The 17,017-nt window shown below is 59.4% G+C and carries 14 protein-coding genes; 6 read left to right on the forward strand and 8 right to left on the reverse strand.

Going from position 1 to position 17,017, the window contains the following annotated elements:
* Positions 1-28: 28 nt before the first annotated feature.
* Positions 29-1,459, forward strand: a complete 1,431-nt coding sequence (gndA, locus tag ACIQUH_RS20935; RefSeq protein ID WP_137003540.1) for an NADP-dependent phosphogluconate dehydrogenase — start codon at positions 29-31, stop codon at positions 1,457-1,459.
* Positions 1,460-1,527: 68 nt separating this feature from the next.
* On the opposite strand, the gene ACIQUH_RS20940 is transcribed toward gndA, so the two are convergent.
* From ACIQUH_RS20940 to ACIQUH_RS20950, 3 genes are all read right to left on the reverse strand, one after another.
* Positions 1,528-1,854: an RcnB family protein gene (locus tag ACIQUH_RS20940; RefSeq protein WP_003525025.1), complete on the reverse strand. Its 327-nt coding sequence runs from the start codon at positions 1,852-1,854 to the stop codon at positions 1,528-1,530.
* 190 nt (positions 1,855-2,044) lie between these two features.
* A complete protein-coding gene (mgrA, locus tag ACIQUH_RS20945; protein WP_400818505.1) occupies positions 2,045-3,076 on the reverse strand; it encodes an L-glyceraldehyde 3-phosphate reductase in 1,032 nt (343 codons plus the stop codon).
* A 125-nt stretch (positions 3,077-3,201) separates the two neighbouring features.
* The gene (locus ACIQUH_RS20950) at positions 3,202-5,700 is read right to left on the reverse strand and encodes a glycosyl hydrolase 2 galactose-binding domain-containing protein (protein ID WP_400818507.1); all 2,499 of its coding nucleotides are present in this window, start codon (positions 5,698-5,700) and stop codon (positions 3,202-3,204) included.
* Positions 5,701-6,201: 501 nt separating this feature from the next.
* Between ACIQUH_RS20950 and ACIQUH_RS20955 the strand changes: the two genes are divergently transcribed.
* Positions 6,202-7,254: a LacI family transcriptional regulator gene (locus ACIQUH_RS20955; RefSeq protein WP_400818510.1), complete on the forward strand. Its 1,053-nt coding sequence runs from the start codon at positions 6,202-6,204 to the stop codon at positions 7,252-7,254.
* A 185-nt stretch (positions 7,255-7,439) separates the two neighbouring features.
* Here ACIQUH_RS20955 and znuA read toward each other — a convergent pair whose 3' ends face one another.
* A complete protein-coding gene (gene znuA / locus ACIQUH_RS20960; protein ID WP_400818512.1) occupies positions 7,440-8,432 on the reverse strand; it encodes a zinc ABC transporter substrate-binding protein ZnuA in 993 nt (330 codons plus the stop codon).
* A gap of 103 nt (positions 8,433-8,535) precedes the next feature.
* Here znuA and znuC point away from each other — a divergent pair, with 103 nt between their 5' ends.
* The 3 genes from znuC to zur are packed head-to-tail and all read left to right on the forward strand — an operon-like array spanning position 8,536 to position 10,683.
* On the forward strand, positions 8,536-9,462 hold the full coding sequence (gene znuC, locus ACIQUH_RS20965) for a zinc ABC transporter ATP-binding protein ZnuC (protein ID WP_400818515.1): 927 nt from the start codon (positions 8,536-8,538) through the stop codon (positions 9,460-9,462).
* Positions 9,455-10,273, forward strand: a complete 819-nt coding sequence (gene znuB, locus ACIQUH_RS20970; protein WP_400818518.1) for a zinc ABC transporter permease subunit ZnuB — start codon at positions 9,455-9,457, stop codon at positions 10,271-10,273. The genes znuC and znuB overlap by 8 nt, the downstream gene beginning before the upstream one ends.
* The gene (zur, locus tag ACIQUH_RS20975; protein WP_269341334.1) at positions 10,270-10,683 is read left to right on the forward strand and encodes a zinc uptake transcriptional repressor Zur; all 414 of its coding nucleotides are present in this window, start codon (positions 10,270-10,272) and stop codon (positions 10,681-10,683) included. The genes znuB and zur overlap by 4 nt, the downstream gene beginning before the upstream one ends.
* A 42-nt stretch (positions 10,684-10,725) precedes the next feature.
* On the opposite strand, the gene ACIQUH_RS20980 is transcribed toward zur, so the two are convergent.
* Positions 10,726-11,256 carry a gamma carbonic anhydrase family protein gene (locus ACIQUH_RS20980; RefSeq protein ID WP_400818522.1) on the reverse strand — a complete coding sequence of 177 codons (531 nt, stop codon included), beginning with the start codon at positions 11,254-11,256 and terminating at the stop codon, positions 10,726-10,728.
* Positions 11,257-11,287: 31 nt separating this feature from the next.
* Complete coding sequence (locus ACIQUH_RS20985; protein ID WP_400818524.1) at positions 11,288-11,977, reverse strand: fumarylacetoacetate hydrolase family protein; 690 nt, start codon at positions 11,975-11,977, stop codon at positions 11,288-11,290.
* 138 nt (positions 11,978-12,115) lie between these two features.
* Here ACIQUH_RS20985 and dusA point away from each other — a divergent pair, with 138 nt between their 5' ends.
* Complete coding sequence (dusA, locus tag ACIQUH_RS20990) at positions 12,116-13,126, forward strand: tRNA dihydrouridine(20/20a) synthase DusA (RefSeq protein ID WP_400818526.1); 1,011 nt, start codon at positions 12,116-12,118, stop codon at positions 13,124-13,126.
* A 6-nt stretch (positions 13,127-13,132) separates the two neighbouring features.
* Here dusA and ACIQUH_RS20995 read toward each other — a convergent pair whose 3' ends face one another.
* Together ACIQUH_RS20995 and uvrA are read right to left on the reverse strand one after the other, a co-directional pair.
* Complete coding sequence (locus ACIQUH_RS20995; protein ID WP_400818529.1) at positions 13,133-13,933, reverse strand: DUF72 domain-containing protein; 801 nt, start codon at positions 13,931-13,933, stop codon at positions 13,133-13,135.
* Positions 13,934-14,088: 155 nt separating this feature from the next.
* Positions 14,089-17,010: an excinuclease ABC subunit UvrA gene (gene uvrA / locus ACIQUH_RS21000; protein WP_400818532.1), complete on the reverse strand. Its 2,922-nt coding sequence runs from the start codon at positions 17,008-17,010 to the stop codon at positions 14,089-14,091.
* Positions 17,011-17,017: the final 7 nt, after the last annotated feature.

Raw genomic sequence — 17,017 nt, forward strand, 5'->3', positions numbered from 1 at the left:
CACCTAAAAGCAAGATGGAGGCACATCCGTGGAACAGGCAGAAATCGGTTTGATCGGTCTCGGCGTCATGGGCTCGAACCTGGCGTTGAACATCGCGGAAAAGGGCAACAAGATTGCCGTATTCAACCGAACCCCGGAAGTTACACGAAAATTCTACGCCGATGCGGGCGAACTGCAGGGCCAGATCATTCCCTGCGAAACCATCGAGGAATTCGTCGCTGCAATTCGTCCTCCGCGCCCGATCATCATCATGATCAAGGCCGGCGATCCGGTTGACCAGCAGATGGAAATCCTGAAGCCCCATCTCGCCAATGGCGACATCATGATCGACGCCGGCAATGCCAATTTCCGCGATACGATCCGCCGTTTCGACAATCTGAAGGATAGCGGCCTGACCTTTATCGGCATGGGCGTCTCCGGCGGTGAAGAAGGCGCACGTCATGGACCGTCGATCATGGTCGGCGGCACGGAAGACAGCTGGAAGCGTGTCGAGAAGGTGCTGACCTCCATTTCCGCCAAGTATAATGACGATCCGTGCGTGGCATGGCTCGGCAATGACGGCGCCGGCCATTTCGTCAAGACCATCCATAACGGCATCGAATATGCCGACATGCAGATGATCGCCGAAATCTACGGCATCCTGCGTGATGGCCTTGGCATGAGCGCCGTCGAAATCGCCGATGTCTTCGCCGAATGGAACAAGGGCCGCCTGAATTCCTACCTGATCGAAATCACCGAGAAGGTTCTGCGCGCCGCCGATCCGATCACCGGAAAGCCGATGGTCGATCTGATCCTCGACAAGGCCGGCCAGAAGGGCACCGGCAAGTGGTCGGTCATCGAGGCCCAGAACATGGGCGTCGCCGCAACCGCCATCGAGGCGGCCGTGGCTGCCCGTATCCTGTCGTCGCAGAAGGACGAGCGCGAAGCTGCCGAGAAGATTTTTGGCCTGCCGACCCTCGCAGCGGCACCGGCTGACAGAAAAGCCTTCATCGCCGATCTGGAAAGCGCGCTTCTGGCCGCCAAGGTCGGTGCTTATGCGCAGGGCTTCGCCATCATGTCGGCTGCTTCGAAGGAGTTCAACTGGAACCTGCCGATGCCGACGATCGCCCGCATCTGGCGCGCCGGCTGCATCATCCGTTCGGAATTCCTCGATGAGATCACCTCGGCCTTCACCAAGGATCCGCATGTGGCCAACCTCATCGTGACGCCTGCCTTCGCCGCCATCGTCAAGGATACCGATGCGCCGCTGCGCCGCGTGGTTTCCTACGCCGTGCTCTCCGGCCTGCCTGTTTCGGCGCTGGCTTCGGCACTCGGCTATTTCGACGCCTATCGCCGCGGCCGCGGCAGCGCCAACCTCATTCAGGCGCAGCGCGACTTCTTCGGCGCGCATGGTTTCGAACGCACCGACGGTGTCGACAAGCCGCACGGCCCATGGGGCAGCGGCGCCGACATTTTCTGATCGGCTGAAGTGATAAAAACAAAAGGCCCGCGCAAGCGGGCCTTTTTCATTTCGGTTGCTGCTTCAACTCAGCGGGCAGCGGCGAGGCCGACGATGAGGCCGCTGACAGCGTTGATCAGCAGGAACTGGTTGTCGACGCGCACCCAGCGCTGGTCGCGGCGCGGTTCTGCAAGGTGGTAACGGCGGTAGTCACGGCGGTCCACCATGTTGCGGCGCTCACGGGCCGAGAGGCGCTGGCCGCGATCCCAGCGGTGCTTCTTGACGATGACTTTCTTGGTGGTGACCTGACGCTCGACGGTGACGCCGCGATGGCGATCGTCGTGGCGGCTCTGGGCCTGTGCCATCGGAGCTGCAAGAACGGTGGCTGCCAGAAGAATGGTGACGAACTTTTTCATGGAAGTTTCCTCTCGGGTTTCGATGAGGAGAACTTACGAATAAACGAATGAACGGAAACTGAATTTAAAATTACATTTATGTAATGGTTGTTAATGCTTAGGGGCGGGAGTTAATCTTTTGTTTTGAGTTTCTTGGCGCAAGTTTCGGAGCGTGCAGGCCGCCCGGCGTAACCGGGCGACCCTTTCTGTATCAGACCCGTTCGGCGGATTTTGCCCAGAGGTTGATATCCGCATCCCTGGCGTAACGATCGATTTCCGCCAGCTCCTCGGTGGAGAACTCGGCATTGTCGAGCGCCTTCACGCAGTCTTCAACCTGTTCGACACGGCTTGCGCCGATCAGCGCCGAGGTGATGCGACCGCCGCGCAGAACCCAGGCAATCGCCATTTGCGCCAGCGTCTGGCCGCGGCGTTCGGCAATGCTGTTGAGGGAGCGGATGTTTTCAACATTGCGCTCGTTGAGGAAGGCGGGGTTCAGCGACTTGCTCTGTGATGCACGGCTGCCCTGCGGCACGCCGCCGAGATATTTCGTTGTCAGCATGCCCTGCGCCAGCGGTGAGAAGACGATGGAGCCGATGCCCAGTTCTTCCAGCGTATCGACGAGACCGTCTTCCTCGATCCAGCGGTTGATCATCGAATAGCTCGGCTGATGGATGATGCAAGGCGTGCCGAGGTCCTTGAGGATGGCGGCGGCCTCGCGGGTGCGCTTCGAATTGTAGGAGGAAATGCCGACGTAAAGCGCCTTGCCCGAGCGCACGATCTGGTCCAGCGCGCCGCAGGTTTCCTCAAGCGGCGTGTTGGGGTCGAAACGGTGGGAGTAGAATATGTCGACGTAGTCCAGCCCCATGCGCTTCAGGCTCTGGTCGCAGGAAGAGATCAGATATTTGCGGCTGCCCCATTCACCATAGGGGCCGGGCCACATGTTGTAACCGGCCTTGGAGGAGATGATCATCTCGTCGCGATAGCCGGCAAAATCCGTTTTGAGGATTTCACCGAAGGCGGTTTCGGCGCTGCCGGGCGGCGGGCCGTAATTGTTGGCCAGATCGAAATGGGTGATGCCGAGATCGAAGGCACGGCGGCAAATGGCCTGTTTCGTCTGGTGCGGCGTGTCGTTGCCGAAATTGTGCCAGAGTCCCAGCGAGATTGCCGGCAGTTTCAGGCCGGTCTTGCCGCAATGATTGTATTTCATGGACGCGTATCGGTTTTCGGCCGGTTGCCAAACCATGGGTCTTCCTCCACTTGCTGATGACTGGCTGCCGGAGAACCCGGCAACCCTTTGAACCGATGAAAACAGGTGCGGGCGCACCTGTCATTCCCCAGAGGGATGGTTATGCCTTTCTCCGCATGGTTTCAATGCCGGGATTGGGCCGGGATTGGGCCGGGATTGGGCGAGGACTGGCAGGTATGAAGATCGAAGACGCGGAAATGCGGCTGCCCGCCACCCGTCTTCGGGGTGAAGATGATGCGACGCGTTTCGCCGGCGGAAAGATCGAAGAGGTTGTCGGAATATCGTCCCGGCTGGTCCGCCTCCAGCATGACAAAGAGCGCAAGACCGGTTGCCGTGATGTCGATTTCGAACTGGCCGTTTTTCAACGTGTTTGTCGTGAAGCTCAGGCCGGCGGGCTGAAGCTCCAGTGCTTTATAGGTGTCGCGCACATGGTGGCCTTCGCCGGTCATGCCGTTCGAGGCGATGAAGTTCCACGCGAGGATGGCGCCATCCGGCAGGCCGTCCATGTCGATATCGGTCAAGGTCGCGGCCTTGTCCGTTGCGCATGCGCCATTGGCGGATTTCAGCGGTACACGATTGCCGTCCATGGTCAGCGCGATGATATTCATGTCGATCTCGACATCTTCCGCCGTGTCGTTGACCATGGAGAAGCTCACCCGGCGTCCATCCTCCGAAGGGATGGCCGAGACCGTGACCGGCTGGAAAAAGCGGCGAGCAGCATAATGCAGCGCCTTCCAGCCGCCGCCATAATCGAGGCTGGACCATGAGGCGACCGGCCAGGTGTCGTTCAGTTGCCAGTACAGCGTGCCCATGCAATGGGGTTTCAGCGAGCGCCAATAATCCACCGCCGTGCGGATCGCCAGCGCCTGCTGGACCTGGCTCAGATAAACGAAATTCTCGAAATCCCTGGGGAAGCGGAAATAGCGGAACATGGTGCCGGCAATCCGCTCATTGCCGCCGACATTCTTCTGGTGCAGCTCGATGACCGGGGAGGCGATGTTCATGTCCTTTTCTTCCGCATAGGTGCGGATGACGGGCATGGACGTGTAGGACTGGAAACCGAATTCGGAGCAGAAACGCGGTTTCACCGAGCGATAATTATCGAATGACTTGTTCTCGTGCCAGACCGACCAGTAGTGCATGTCGCCGGAACCATCTGCGTGCCATGCATCGCCGTAATCGAGGTAACCCGACGCGGGACTCGATGGCCACCAGAGCGCTTCGGGGGCGGCTTTTTTCAGGGCTCTTTCGATGGTGCGGTTCAGACGATCATAGGCGACGAGATAGCGGTCGCGATTGTTGCGGGATTCATCGAACCAGGTCAGCGCGCCCACCAGCTCGTTATCGCCGCACCAAAGCGCGATGGAGGGGTGGGAGGAGAGGCGTTTCACCTGATAATCGACCTCGTGTTCGACATTGTCGAGAAAGTCCTCGCTGCAGGGATAGAGATTGCAGGCGAACATGAAATCCTGCCAGACCAGCAGGCCGAGACGGTCGCAGAGATCGTAGAACCAGTCTTCCTCATAGAACCCGCCGCCCCAGACACGGATCATGTTCATATTGGCCTCAACCGCGGAGCAGAGAAGATCTTCAGTCTTTTCCCGGCTGGTGAGCGAATAAAGCGCGTCGGCAGGAATCCAGTTGGCGCCGCGGCAGAAAATCTCCCGGCCATTGATGCGGAAGGCGAAGCGGCTGCCGGCCTCATCCGTGTCGGTCAGAAGCTCGATGGTTCTGAAGCCGATCTGGCGGGTGACGGTCTCATCGGGCAGTTCCACCGTGAGGTTGTAGAGCGTTTGCTCGCCACTGCCGGCCGGCCACCAGAGGTCCGGATTTTCCAAGAAGAAGACGTGGCGCACCACCGTTTCGCCTGCACCGACACCGCAATCGAGTCTCAGCCTTTCATCGTTGAGAGAGAGATAGACCGGCAGACTTGCGGGGCCTTCGGCAAACAGCGTGATGGCCACATGCAGCTCGACGCCGCCTTCGACATGGTGCTGCGAGGTGACGACATGTTCGATGCGGGCGGTATCGAGCCGCTTCAGCAGGATTTTGCCGTAAAGGCCAAGCGGAGCAATCGCGATGTTCCAGTCCCAGCCGAAATGGCATTGCGGCTTGCGCAGCATGTTGCCATTGGCGATGGGCGAATTGCCCGGGTGATAGGGAATGTAAAATGGCTGCCGCGCCTGCCGTTCCGCGCCGGCCGCGATGTTGGAATGGAAATGAATGCGGATGGTGTTTTCACCCGGCCGAACCGCCCGGGAGATATCGGGGCGGTAACGGCGGAAGCAATTGTCGGCGCTCAACACGGGAATGTCGTTGACGAAAACGATGGCAACGGTATCGAGATAATCGATATCGAGATACCAGCTGGCATCGGCTTCATCGAGAATAAATGTGCGCTCGATGATCCAGTCCCGCTGCGCCACCCATTGCACCGCCTTTTCATTGGCGCCGTGATAGGGATCGGGAATGATGCCCGCATTTTTGAGCGCGGTGTGAATATCACCCGGTACGGAAAGCTGGGTGGCATGGTCTCCTTCCACCGAGGTCAGGCGCCAGGGCCCGGCAAGATCAATGACGGATTCGGGCGAGGAAGAAGAAATCATGATCGGACCCTGCATGGTATGAATTCAAAGAAGACTGGCCGGCATTATGCTGCAGGCTTGTGTCAGAATCTGGGGAGAATGGATGCCCGCAAAGCCGCAGCCACACGTTTGCGATACGTTTATCCGGCTTTGCGATTTCCTCCCTCCGGCAACGTTACCGTAAAACAATCGTGCCGTCATTCCTTTGAGTGACAACCGGCAGCATGAAAAATGGGGCGCATCCCGGCATCGGGACAAAGGAGCAATTTCGTATCGATTTAAATAGATTTTCTGTTTATATATTAGACTATTATGGATATTTTTTAATCTTGATAGCGAGGATTTTTGTCATGGGATATTCGGAAATTCTGAGCAGGAAGAAGCAGCAGGCGCTCGGGAAATATTTTCCGGACCTATATCGTTTTCGCTGAATTGGCGGATGATCGGATAGGGTGGACCTCCGAGCGCAGACCTTTGCCTTTGCAACAGAGCAAAAGCTATCTATGATTATCGTTCGGTAAAGCGTGGCGAAATGACATGAACGATACTGGCAAATCCGGCAGGGACGACATACCCGCGATCACGGGCGAGCGCCCCACCTTGAAGACCATCGCCTATATGACGGGTCTTGGCATCACCACCGTCTCGCGTGCGTTGAAGGATGCGCCTGACATCGGCGCCGAGACCAAGGAGCGCGTGCGGCTGATCGCCCGGGAGATCGGCTACCAGCCGAACCGCGCCGGCGTGAGACTGCGCACGGGCAAGACCAATGTCATCGCCCTTGTGCTGAGTGTGGATGAAGAATTGATGGGTTTCACCAGCCAGATGGTGTTCGGCATTACCGAGGTTCTTTCCACGACACAATATCATCTGGTCGTAACGCCACACATCCATGCCAAGGATTCCATGGTGCCGATCCGCTATATTCTCGATACCGGTTCGGCGGACGGGGTGATTATTTCCAAGATCGAGCCGAACGATCCGCGCGTCCGTTTCATGACCGAGCGCAACATGCCCTTTGTCACCCACGGGCGCTCGGATATGGGCATCGAACATGCCTTTCATGATTTCGACAATGAGGCCTATGCCTATGAGGCAGTCGAGCGGCTGGCGCAATGCGGACGCAAAAGGATCGCCGTCATCGTGCCGCCATCGCGATTTTCATTCCACGATCACGCCCGCAAGGGGTTCAACCGGGGAATCAGGGATTTCGGTCTCACCGAATTTCCGCTGGATGCCATCACCATCGAAACGCCGCTCGAAAAAATCCGCGATTTCGGTCAGCGGCTGATGCAATCGGACGACCGCCCGGATGGCATTGTTTCGATCAGCGGCAGCAGCACCATCGCGCTGGTGGCGGGTTTTGAGGCTGCCGGTGTGAGGATCGGCGAGGATATCGATATCGTATCGAAACAGTCCGCGGAGTTCCTGAACTGGATCAAACCGCAGATCCACACTGTCAATGAAGATATCAAGCTGGCGGGCAGGGAGCTTGCAAAGGCCCTTCTGGCGCGCATCAACGGCGCGCCGCCGGAAACCCTGCAAAGCATCAGCAGCCCGGTCTGGTCTTCCATGGCGCCGAAGCCATAGATTGGCGCTTCCTAATTGCTGCCGCGCACCTACACCTTGTTGCAGCTCGCCCGGATTTTTCCTGATATCGAACTTTAATTAGTCACCATAACCATATGGGATAAAACAATATTTATTATGTGAGTCGCAAGCTTTCGGTGCAGTGCAGGAATGACTGACCCGGGCGTTAGCGACAGCAATCCGCATCAGGACAGGCAGTCCTTCAGCGAACCTGCAATGCCGCGCATCAGTTTGAAATAGAGATCGGGGCCGGGTTCCAGCGTCGCCGCTTCCGGATCGAGCGTCGCCGATTTCGCGGCGGTGCCTTCGGTGATGACCGAAATCAGCTTCGGCTCGAATTGCGGTTCAGCGAAAACGCAGGTTGCGCCGAGCTGGCGGACCTTGTCCTGCATCTGCTTGACACGATCCGCGCCGGGCAGGGTTTCGGGGCTGACGGTGATCGATCCCGCGGTCTTCACGCCGTAACGGTGCTCGAAATATTGATAGGCATCGTGGAAGACGATGAAGGGCTTGTCCTTCACCGGCTTCACCGTTTCCTGGAGTTCAGCATCGAGCGCATCGAGATCGTCGATCAGCTTTTTGGTATTGGCCTGATAGGTCGCGGCATTGCCGGCATCGGCCGCAATCAGCGCGGTTTCGATCGCCTGCGCCATGGCCTTGGCATTGGCGGGATCGAGCCAGAGATGGGTGTCGTATGCGCCGTGGTCATGATCCTCGTGGCCTTCCGTGTGGTCGTGTCCATGATCGTGCGCGCCTTCCTCTGCTTCGTGACCGTCATGCGCATCATGGCCTTCATCGCCGTCGTCATGCGCTTCAAAGGGGCCGCCTTCGCGGAAGGGCAGCTTCTCCAGACCCTTGGCATCTTCCAGCTCGACGACTGTTGCCTTGCTGGCCAGTGCCTCCAGCGGCTTTTCCAGAAATGCTTCCAGTCCCGGCCCGACCCAGAAGACCACATCCGCCTTTTCCAGCCTGCGGGCATTGGACGGTCTGAGATTATAGGTATGCGGCGAGGCCGCGCCGTCAACGATGAGCTGCGGTTCGCCGACACCCCGCATAATGGCTGCAACGAGAGAATGGACGGGCTTGATCGAGACCACGACATCGGGCGCGGCGGTGGCGCCTGAAGCGGCGGCCGCTATTGCCACCGACGCCATGAGCGGGATCAGGATCGATTTCATGAATGCACTCCACTTGAACAAGTATAGTTATGTTATTACATTTATTGCGTAACTCTATAACGTATGCGATAGCGGTAGGCAACATCGCCGAACGGACAATCCCATGCTTCATTCCGCCCGTAAGGGTAACGATACACTGGTTTCCCTTGCCAATGCCGGCGTGCAGCGCAACGGCCGCTGGCTGGTGCGCGGCGTGGAGTTTTCCGTCAGCAGGGGCGAAATCGTCACGCTGATCGGCCCGAATGGATCAGGCAAATCCACCAGCGCAAAAATGGCGATCGGCGTGGTGAAGCCGAGCGAAGGCGATGTCTCGCGCAAGGTCGGTCTGAAAGTTGGTTATGTGCCGCAAAAGCTTTCGGTGGACTGGACCATGCCGCTTTCGGTGCGGCGGCTGATGACGCTGACCGGGCCGTTGCCTGCGCGCGAAATCGACGCGGCACTCAATGCGACGGGCATCGCACATCTTGCCAATGCCGAGGTGCAACATCTTTCCGGCGGCGAGTTCCAGCGCGCGCTTCTGGCCCGCGCCATTGCCCGCAAGCCCGATCTGCTGGTTCTCGACGAACCCGTTCAGGGTGTTGATTTTTCCGGCGAGATCGCGCTCTACGATCTGATAAAAAATATCAGGAATTCAAACGATTGCGGTATTCTGTTAATCTCGCATGACCTGCATGTGGTGATGGCGGAAACCGATACGGTGATCTGCCTGAACGGCCATGTCTGCTGCCGTGGCACACCGCAGGCGGTGAGCCAGAGTCCGGAATATATGCGGCTGTTCGGCGGCACGGCGGCCAAGGCGCTGGCGGTCTATAGTCACCATCACGACCACACCCATCTGCCCGATGGCCGGGTGCAGCATGCGGATGGAACGGTGACGGACCATTGCCACCCCGAGGACGGGCACCATCACGGGCATGATCATCATCATGACCATGGACACCATCACGATGACCATGGCGAATGCGGCTGCGGCCATGACCACGGAGATCAGGCGCCCCAAGACCAGCGGCAGGGAGAACGCCATGTTTGACGATTTCTTCGTTCGCGCCATGGTCGCCGGCATCGGTGTCGCGCTCACCGCCGGTCCTCTCGGCTGTTTCGTCGTCTGGCGGCGTATGGCCTATTTCGGTGATACGATGGCGCATTCGGCGCTGCTCGGCGTGGCGCTGTCTTTGCTGTTGCAGCTCAACCTCATTGTCAGTGTTTTTCTGGTGGCGTCGGCCGTTTCCATCCTGCTGATTTTCCTGCAGCGGCGGCAGGCGCTTTCCTCCGATGCGCTGCTCGGCATCCTGTCCCATTCGGCACTGGCGATCGGCCTTGTCATCGTCGCCTTCATGAGCTGGGTGCGCATCGATCTCGTCTCGTTTCTGTTCGGCGATATTCTTGCCGTCACCCGCAGCGATATCGCGCTGATCTGGGGCGGTGGGCTGGTGGTCATCGTTTCCATGGTTTTCCTGTGGCGGTCGCTGCTCGCTTCCACCGTCAATACCGAACTGGCGGAAGCCGAGGGGCTGAACCCGGAACGGGCAAAGCTCATCTTCACGCTGCTGATGGCGCTGGTGATTGCCATTGCCATGAAGGTGGTCGGCATCATGCTCATCACCTCGCTGCTCATCATACCGGCCGCGACCGCACGGCGTTTTTCCAGCACGCCGGAGGTGATGGCGGTTGTGGCTTCGCTGATCGGTGCGGTTGCCGTTATCGGCGGCCTGTTCGGCTCACTGACCTATGATACGCCGTCCGGCCCTTCCATCGTGGTTGCCGCGGTGATCCTGTTCGTTATAAGCCTGTTGCCGGCGCCGGGTTTTTCCCGCTCCGCGGATGAAGGAGGCAAATCATGAATGCGCAGACCCAGCCGAACCTCACCAAGAACCAGTCGCTGGTCATGAATGCTCTCTCAAATGCGCATCAGCCGCTCAGCGCCTATATGATCCTCGACAAGCTGCGCGACGACGGTTTCCGCGCACCGCTGCAGGTTTACCGGGCGTTGGAAAAGCTGGTGGAATTCGGTCTCGTGCACCGGCTGGAAAGCCTCAACGCCTTCGTTGCCTGCACGCATACGCAGGCCGAATGCTGCTCGCACCACCATGGAACCGTTGCCTTTGCTATCTGCGAATCCTGCGGGCAGGTGACAGAGTTTCATGACCACGAGATCGATCACCGTCTGGAGCGCTGGGTGAAGGACAGCAAGTTCAAGGCGGAAAAGACCACCATTGAAATCCGCGGCCTCTGCGCGGCCTGCGCGGCATAAAGCCAATTGTAAGGGGCGGGCGTCGTTGCCCGCCATCCTCCATTATTCGATGATCGCCAGATCCGTCGAAAAACGCTTCCAGTTCTCGATGTATTTTTCCGCCGAACGGCGAATGCCCGTCACGGTGTCTTCATCCAGCGTGCGGATAGCCCGCGCCGGCGAGCCGACAATCAGCGAGTTATCCGGAAACTCCTTGCCCTCCGTCACCAGCGCGTTGGCGCCGACGAGGCAATTGCGGCCGATCTTCGCGCCGTTCAAAATCGTTGCGCCCATGCCGATAAGCGAATTGTCGCCGATGCTGCAGCCATGCACGATGGCGTGATGACCGATGGTGCACATTTCGCCGATGGTGGCAGCAAAACCTGGATCGCTGTGCACCATCACGCCTTCCTGAATATTGGTGCCGCGGCCAATGCTGATCGGCTCGTTATCGCCGCGCAGCGTCGCACCGAACCAGATGCCGACATCTTCGCCAAGTGTGACCGAACCGATGACATTGGCATCGGGCGCAACCCAGTAACGATCCGGGGCAGGGGTTTGCGGTACCCGGTCGGCGAGGCGGTAAAGCGGCATGGCGGTATCCTCCCTTTGCGTTTCCTGCCGATCAGGCGATTTTTACCGAGAGCGTGCCGACACCATCGACACCACACTCTATCCTGTCACCGCGCACGATCGGACCGACGCCGGCCGGCGTGCCGGTCATGATCACGTCGCCGGCGGCAAGGGTGAACAGCTTGGAAAGCTCGGCAATCACTTCCGGCACCTTCCAGATCATCTGGGCGAGATCGCCGGTCTGCTTGCGTTCGCCGTTGACATCGAGCCAGATCGCGCCGGTTGCGGGATGGCCGATCTTATCGGCGGGAACGATGGCCGAGACCGGTGCGGAATGTTCGAACGCCTTGGCGCCCTCCCAGGAGCGACCCATTTTCTTCAGCCCGTCCTGCAGGTCGCGGCGGGTCATGTCGATGCCGACGGCATAACCCCAGACGTGGTTCAGTGCCTCTGACGCTGGAATATCCGCGCCGCCGCTCTTCAGGACCACGACACATTCGACTTCATAATGCACGTTGGAGGACAGCGGCGGGTAGGGGAAATCATTACCCGCTGGCAGAAGATTGTCCGGGTTCTTCTGGAAATAGAAGGGCGGTTCGCGCGAGGGGTCGTGGCCCATTTCGATGGCGTGATCGGCGTAATTGCGGCCGACGCAATAGACCCGCCGCACGGGGAACAGTTCATCCGTGCCCTCGACGGGCAGCAGGACGGGTTTCGGAGCGGGGATGACGGTGGCGGCCATGGGGATTTCCTGTCGTGTCTTGAAGCTGCAAGTCTTGTCCCGCGATTCCGGGGCGATTTCCAGTTCAAAATGACCTTGCCCGCAAAACTGGCTTTTTGCCGCCCTTTGCTGTAGAAGCCGGCGCAAAGAGGTTTATCCATGTACAGACAAGCGCTTGCCAGCGGCGAAAAAATCTTCGCCGTGGCCCCGATGATCGATTGGACTGATACCCGCTGTAGGTTCCTGCATCGGCAACTGTCGAAGCGCGCTTTGCTGTTCACCGAAATGATCGTTGCCGACGCCATCATTCATGGTCAGCGTGACAGGCTGCTCGGTTACCACCCGCAGGAACATCCCGTGGCCTTGCAGCTCGGCGGATCGGATCCGGCCAAGCTTGCCGAGGCGGTGCGGATTGCCGGTGATTACGGTTATGACGAGATCAACCTCAATGTCGGCTGCCCTTCGGACCGGGTGCAATCCGGCACCTTCGGCGCCTGCCTGATGCGCGAGCCTGAAGTGGTGGCGGAATGTGTTTCGGCCATGAAAGCGGTTGCGGCTGTGCCGGTCACGGTCAAATGCCGCATCGGCGTTGATGACCAGGAGCCCGAAACAGTGTTGCCGGATTTTCTCGCGCGGGTCGTGGCCGCCGGTGCGGATGCGGTCTGGGTCCATGCGCGCAAAGCATGGCTGCAGGGGCTGTCGCCGAAGGAAAACCGCGAGGTACCGCCGCTCGATTATAATCTCGTCTATCGCATGAAGCGGGAAAATCCTGACGTCTTCGTCGGCATCAATGGCGGCATCGCCGATCTCGATCAGGCAAGCGAGCACCTGAAACATATGGACGGCGTGATGCTCGGCCGGGCCGCCTATCACAACACCTCGATCCTTGCCGATGTCGATCACCGCATCCACGGCGAGGAAGCCCGCCACTATGACTGGATGGCGCTACGGGACGCGATGATGGCTTACGCCGCCGACTATATCGCCGCAGGCGGACGTCTCAATCACGTCACCCGCCATATGGTCGGCCTGTTTCAGGGCATGCCGGGCGCGCGCCGTTTCCGGCAAATCCTTTCCAGCGACGCCACCCGGCCGGGTGCGGGGCCGGAGGTGATCGAGGCAGCTTTCGCCGCCATCGATTTCAACCCCACAAAAGAACTGGCGGGCTGAGAGGGCTCAGACCGCTTTTTGCAGTTCCTGCGCACCCACGGGCGCATTGACCTTGCCGCCGGTGATGAAGAAGGCGAAGACGTCGCGCGGGGTCTTTTCGACCTTCCGCTCGGGTGCGATCAGCGGCAGATCGTCGGGCACGCCGCCCGCCGCATAGGTCTTGACCCGTTTGGCCCAGTCGCTGATCCCGGTCTTTGGATAACAGGTCTTGATATCGTCCTCGCCCTTCTGCAGGCGGCAATAGACGAAATCGGCAGTGACATCCGGCAGCATCGGATAATCGTGATGATCGGCGCAGACGACCGCGACCTTGTGTTTGGCGAGGAGATCGATGAATTCCGGCACCTGGAATGTCTCGTTGCGCACCTCGACCACATGCCGCAGGGAGATGCCGTCCTGTTTTTCCGGCAGCAGCGCCAGAAAGGCGCCGAAATCATCCGCATCGAATTTCTTGGTGGGCGCAAACTGCCAGAGAATCGGGCCGAGATGGGACCCGAGTTCCGTGAGCCCCTGAGTCAGGAACTTCGTCATGGATTCACCGGCCTCGGCCAGAACCCTGCGATTGGTGACGAAGCGGCTCGCCTTCAGCGAGAAGATGAAATCCTCGGGCACTTCTGAGGCCCATTTGGCGAAGGTTTCCGGCTTCTGGCTGCTGTAATAGGTGCCGTTCACCTCGATTGCCGTCAATTGCCGGCTGGCATGTTCGAGCTGACGTTTCTTCGGCAGCTTTTCCGGATAAAACGTGCCTTCCCATGGCTCGAAGGTCCAGCCGCCGATGCCGGTGCGGATCGTTCCTGATGTCGACATATGCTGTTCCTCCCAATTCTGCGCCGTCTTCCGATACGTCGCGCTATCATCATTCTTTAGCGCGCAGCAACGGTCGGCATGTTTTTTGCTCATGGATCCTCGCCTCAAGGGCGAGGATGACGGGGAAGGCTCGGGCCTTTCGGCAACCCCTAGAATTACTCCGCAGCCTCGCGTTTCCCGGCCGGCCGGCGGTCGAGAAGTTCCTTCAGGAAGTGGCCGGTATAGGAGCGCTCGACCTTGACGATGTCTTCCGGCGTGCCGGTCGCCACCACTTCACCACCGCCCGTGCCGCCTTCGGGGCCGATATCGATGATCCAGTCGGCCGTCTTGATGACTTCGAGATTGTGTTCGATCACCACGACGGAATTGCCCTGTTCCACCAGCGCATGCAGCATTTCCAGCAGCTTGTTGACGTCATGGAAATGCAGGCCCGTCGTCGGCTCGTCGAGGATGTAGAGCGTGCGGCCCGTCGAGCGTTTCGACAGTTCCTTGGCGAGCTTGACGCGCTGCGCCTCGCCGCCGGAAAGCGTATTGGCCTGCTGGCCGACCTTGATGTAACCGAGGCCGACATCGAACAGCGATTGAAGCTTGTCGCGCACCGCCGGCACTGCGGCGAAGAATTCTACGCCTTCCTCGACCGTCATATCCAGCACGTCGGCGATGGATTTGCCCTTGAAGGTGACATCCAGCGTCTCGCGATTGTAGCGCTTGCCGTGGCAGACATCGCAGGTGACGTAAACGTCGGGCAGGAAGTGCATCTCGATCTTGATGACGCCGTCGCCCTGGCAGGCCTCGCAGCGGCCGCCCTTGACGTTGAAGGAGAAACGGCCCGGCGCATAACCGCGTGCTTTCGCTTCTGGCAGGCCGGCGAACCAGTCACGGATCGGCGTGAAGGCGCCGGTATAGGTGGCGGGGTTGGAGCGCGGCGTGCGGCCGATGGGCGACTGGTCGATATCGATCACTTTGTCGATGAATTCGAAACCGTCGATGCGATCATGTTCGGCCGGGATTTCGCGTGCGCCCATCACCCGGCGCGCCGCCGATTTATAGAGCGTCTCGATCAGGAAGGTGGACTTGCCGCCGCCGGATACGCCGGTCACCGCGGTGAAAACGCCGAGCGGCACGGCCGCCGTGACATTCTGGAGATTGTTACCGCGGGCGCCAAAAACCTTGATCTCGCGACCCTTTTTCGGCTTGCGGCGTTCGGCCGGCACGGCAACACCGAGTTCGCCGGAGAGGTATTTGCCGGTGAGCGATTTCGGATTGGCCATCACGTCCTGCGGCGTGCCTTCCGCGATCACCTCACCACCGTGAATGCCGGCGGCCGGGCCGATATCGACCACATAATCCGCCGTTAGAATGGCGTCCTCGTCATGTTCGACAACGATGACAGTATTGCCGATATCGCGCAGGTGTTTCAGCGTTTCGAGCAGGCGCGCATTGTCACGCTGGTGCAGGCCGATAGAAGGCTCATCCAGAACGTAGAGAACGCCTGTCAGACCCGAGCCGATCTGTGAGGCCAGACGGATACGCTGGCTTTCGCCGCCGGACAGCGTGCCGGAATTGCGCGACAGGCTGAGATAATCCAGTCCGACGTCGTTGAGGAATCGCAGGCGCTCGCGGATTTCCTTGAGAATGCGGACCGCAATCTCGTTCTGCTTGGCGTTGAGATTTTCCGGCAGCACCTCGAACCAGTCGCGTGCCTTGCGGATCGACATTTCGGTGACTTCACCGATATGCAGCTTGTTGATCTTGACGGCGAGGGCTTCCGGCTTCAGGCGATAACCGGCGCAGGCCGGGCAGGGGGCTGCCGACATGTAACGCTCGATTTCCTCGCGCGCCCAGGCGCTGTCCGTCTCTTTCCAGCGGCGCTCCAGATTGGGCACGATGCCTTCGAAATTCTTCACCGTCTTGTAGGAGCGGGCACCGTCCTGATAGTTGAATTCGATCTTGTCGTCGGTGCCCTGAAGGATGGCGTGCTGCGCTTCCTTCGAAAGGTCCGTCCATTTGCTCGACAGCTTGAAACCGAAGGCCTTGCCGAGCGCTTCCAGCGTCTGGTTGTAATAGGGCGAGGAAGACTTCGCCCAGGGGGCGATGGCGCCGTCGCGCAATGTGCGGGCCGGCTCGGGTACGATCAGGTTTTCATCCACCTTCTGCTGCGAACCGAGGCCATCGCAGCTTGGGCAGGCGCCGAAGGGATTGTTGAAGGAGAATAGCCGCGGCTCGATTTCCGGGATGGTGAAGCCGGAAACCGGGCAGGCGAATTTTTCCGAAAACAGCACACGTTCATGGGTCTCGTTGAGAGACTTGTTGGCCGAGCCGCCGGCAGCGGTTTCCTCGGGCGGCAGAGGCTTGTCGGCGAATTCGGCGATTGCCAGCCCGTCGGCGAGCTTGAGGCAGGTTTCCAGACTGTCGGCAAGACGCGCTGACATATCCGGGCGGACAACGGCACGGTCGACCACCACGTCGATATCGTGTTTGTATTTTTTGTCGAGGGCGGGAACGTCGGCGATTTCGTAGAACTGGCCATCCACCTTGACGCGCTGGAAGCCCTTCTTCATCAGCTCGGCCAGTTCCTTCTTGTACTCGCCTTTACGGCCGCGCACGATCGGCGCGAGGATGTAAAGACGCGTGCCCTCTTCAAAGGCAAGGATGCGGTCGACCATCTGGCTGACCGTCTGGCTTTCGATCGGCAGGCCGGTCGCAGGCGAATAGGGCACACCGACACGCGCGAAGAGAAGGCGCATATAGTCGTAAATTTCGGTCACCGTGCCAACCGTGGAACGAGGGTTGCGCGAGGTGGTCTTCTGCTCGATGGAGATTGCCGGCGAAAGGCCGTCGATCTGGTCGACATCCGGCTTCTGCATCATTTCCAGGAATTGGCGTGCGTAGGCCGAAAGGCTTTCGACATAACGGCGCTGGCCTTCCGCATAGATCGTATCGAAGGCAAGCGACGACTTGCCCGAGCCGGAAAGCCCGGTCATGACGATCAGCTTGTTGCGCGGCAGATCCAGATCGATGCCCTTGAGATTATGCTCGCGGGCGCCACGGATGGAAATCGTCTTCAGTTCACTCATGACAAGG

The sequence above is a fragment of the Agrobacterium sp. NPDC090283 genome, assembly GCF_044769685.1.
Taxonomy (GTDB): domain Bacteria; phylum Pseudomonadota; class Alphaproteobacteria; order Rhizobiales; family Rhizobiaceae; genus Agrobacterium.

Excerpts from the sequence above, each read along its gene's own strand:
- znuA (WP_400818512.1), bottom strand. The coding sequence starts at position 8,432 with ATGAAATCGATCCTGATCCCGCTCATGGCGTCGGTGGCAATAGCGGCC.
- zur (WP_269341334.1), top strand. The coding sequence starts at position 10,270 with ATGAATGCGCAGACCCAGCCGAACCTCACCAAGAACCAGTCGCTGGTC.
- ACIQUH_RS20995 (WP_400818529.1), bottom strand. The coding sequence starts at position 13,933 with ATGTCGACATCAGGAACGATCCGCACCGGCATCGGCGGCTGGACCTTC.
- znuC (WP_400818515.1), top strand. The coding sequence starts at position 8,536 with ATGCTTCATTCCGCCCGTAAGGGTAACGATACACTGGTTTCCCTTGCC.
- ACIQUH_RS20950 (WP_400818507.1), bottom strand. The coding sequence starts at position 5,700 with ATGCAGGGTCCGATCATGATTTCTTCTTCCTCGCCCGAATCCGTCATT.
- ACIQUH_RS20940 (WP_003525025.1), bottom strand. The coding sequence starts at position 1,854 with ATGAAAAAGTTCGTCACCATTCTTCTGGCAGCCACCGTTCTTGCAGCT.
- ACIQUH_RS20980 (WP_400818522.1), bottom strand. The coding sequence starts at position 11,256 with ATGCCGCTTTACCGCCTCGCCGACCGGGTACCGCAAACCCCTGCCCCG.
- ACIQUH_RS20955 (WP_400818510.1), top strand. The coding sequence starts at position 6,202 with ATGAACGATACTGGCAAATCCGGCAGGGACGACATACCCGCGATCACG.
- mgrA (WP_400818505.1), bottom strand. The coding sequence starts at position 3,076 with ATGGTTTGGCAACCGGCCGAAAACCGATACGCGTCCATGAAATACAAT.
- uvrA (WP_400818532.1), bottom strand. The coding sequence starts at position 17,010 with ATGAGTGAACTGAAGACGATTTCCATCCGTGGCGCCCGCGAGCATAAT.
- ACIQUH_RS20985 (WP_400818524.1), bottom strand. The coding sequence starts at position 11,977 with ATGGCCGCCACCGTCATCCCCGCTCCGAAACCCGTCCTGCTGCCCGTC.
- dusA (WP_400818526.1), top strand. The coding sequence starts at position 12,116 with ATGTACAGACAAGCGCTTGCCAGCGGCGAAAAAATCTTCGCCGTGGCC.
- znuB (WP_400818518.1), top strand. The coding sequence starts at position 9,455 with ATGTTTGACGATTTCTTCGTTCGCGCCATGGTCGCCGGCATCGGTGTC.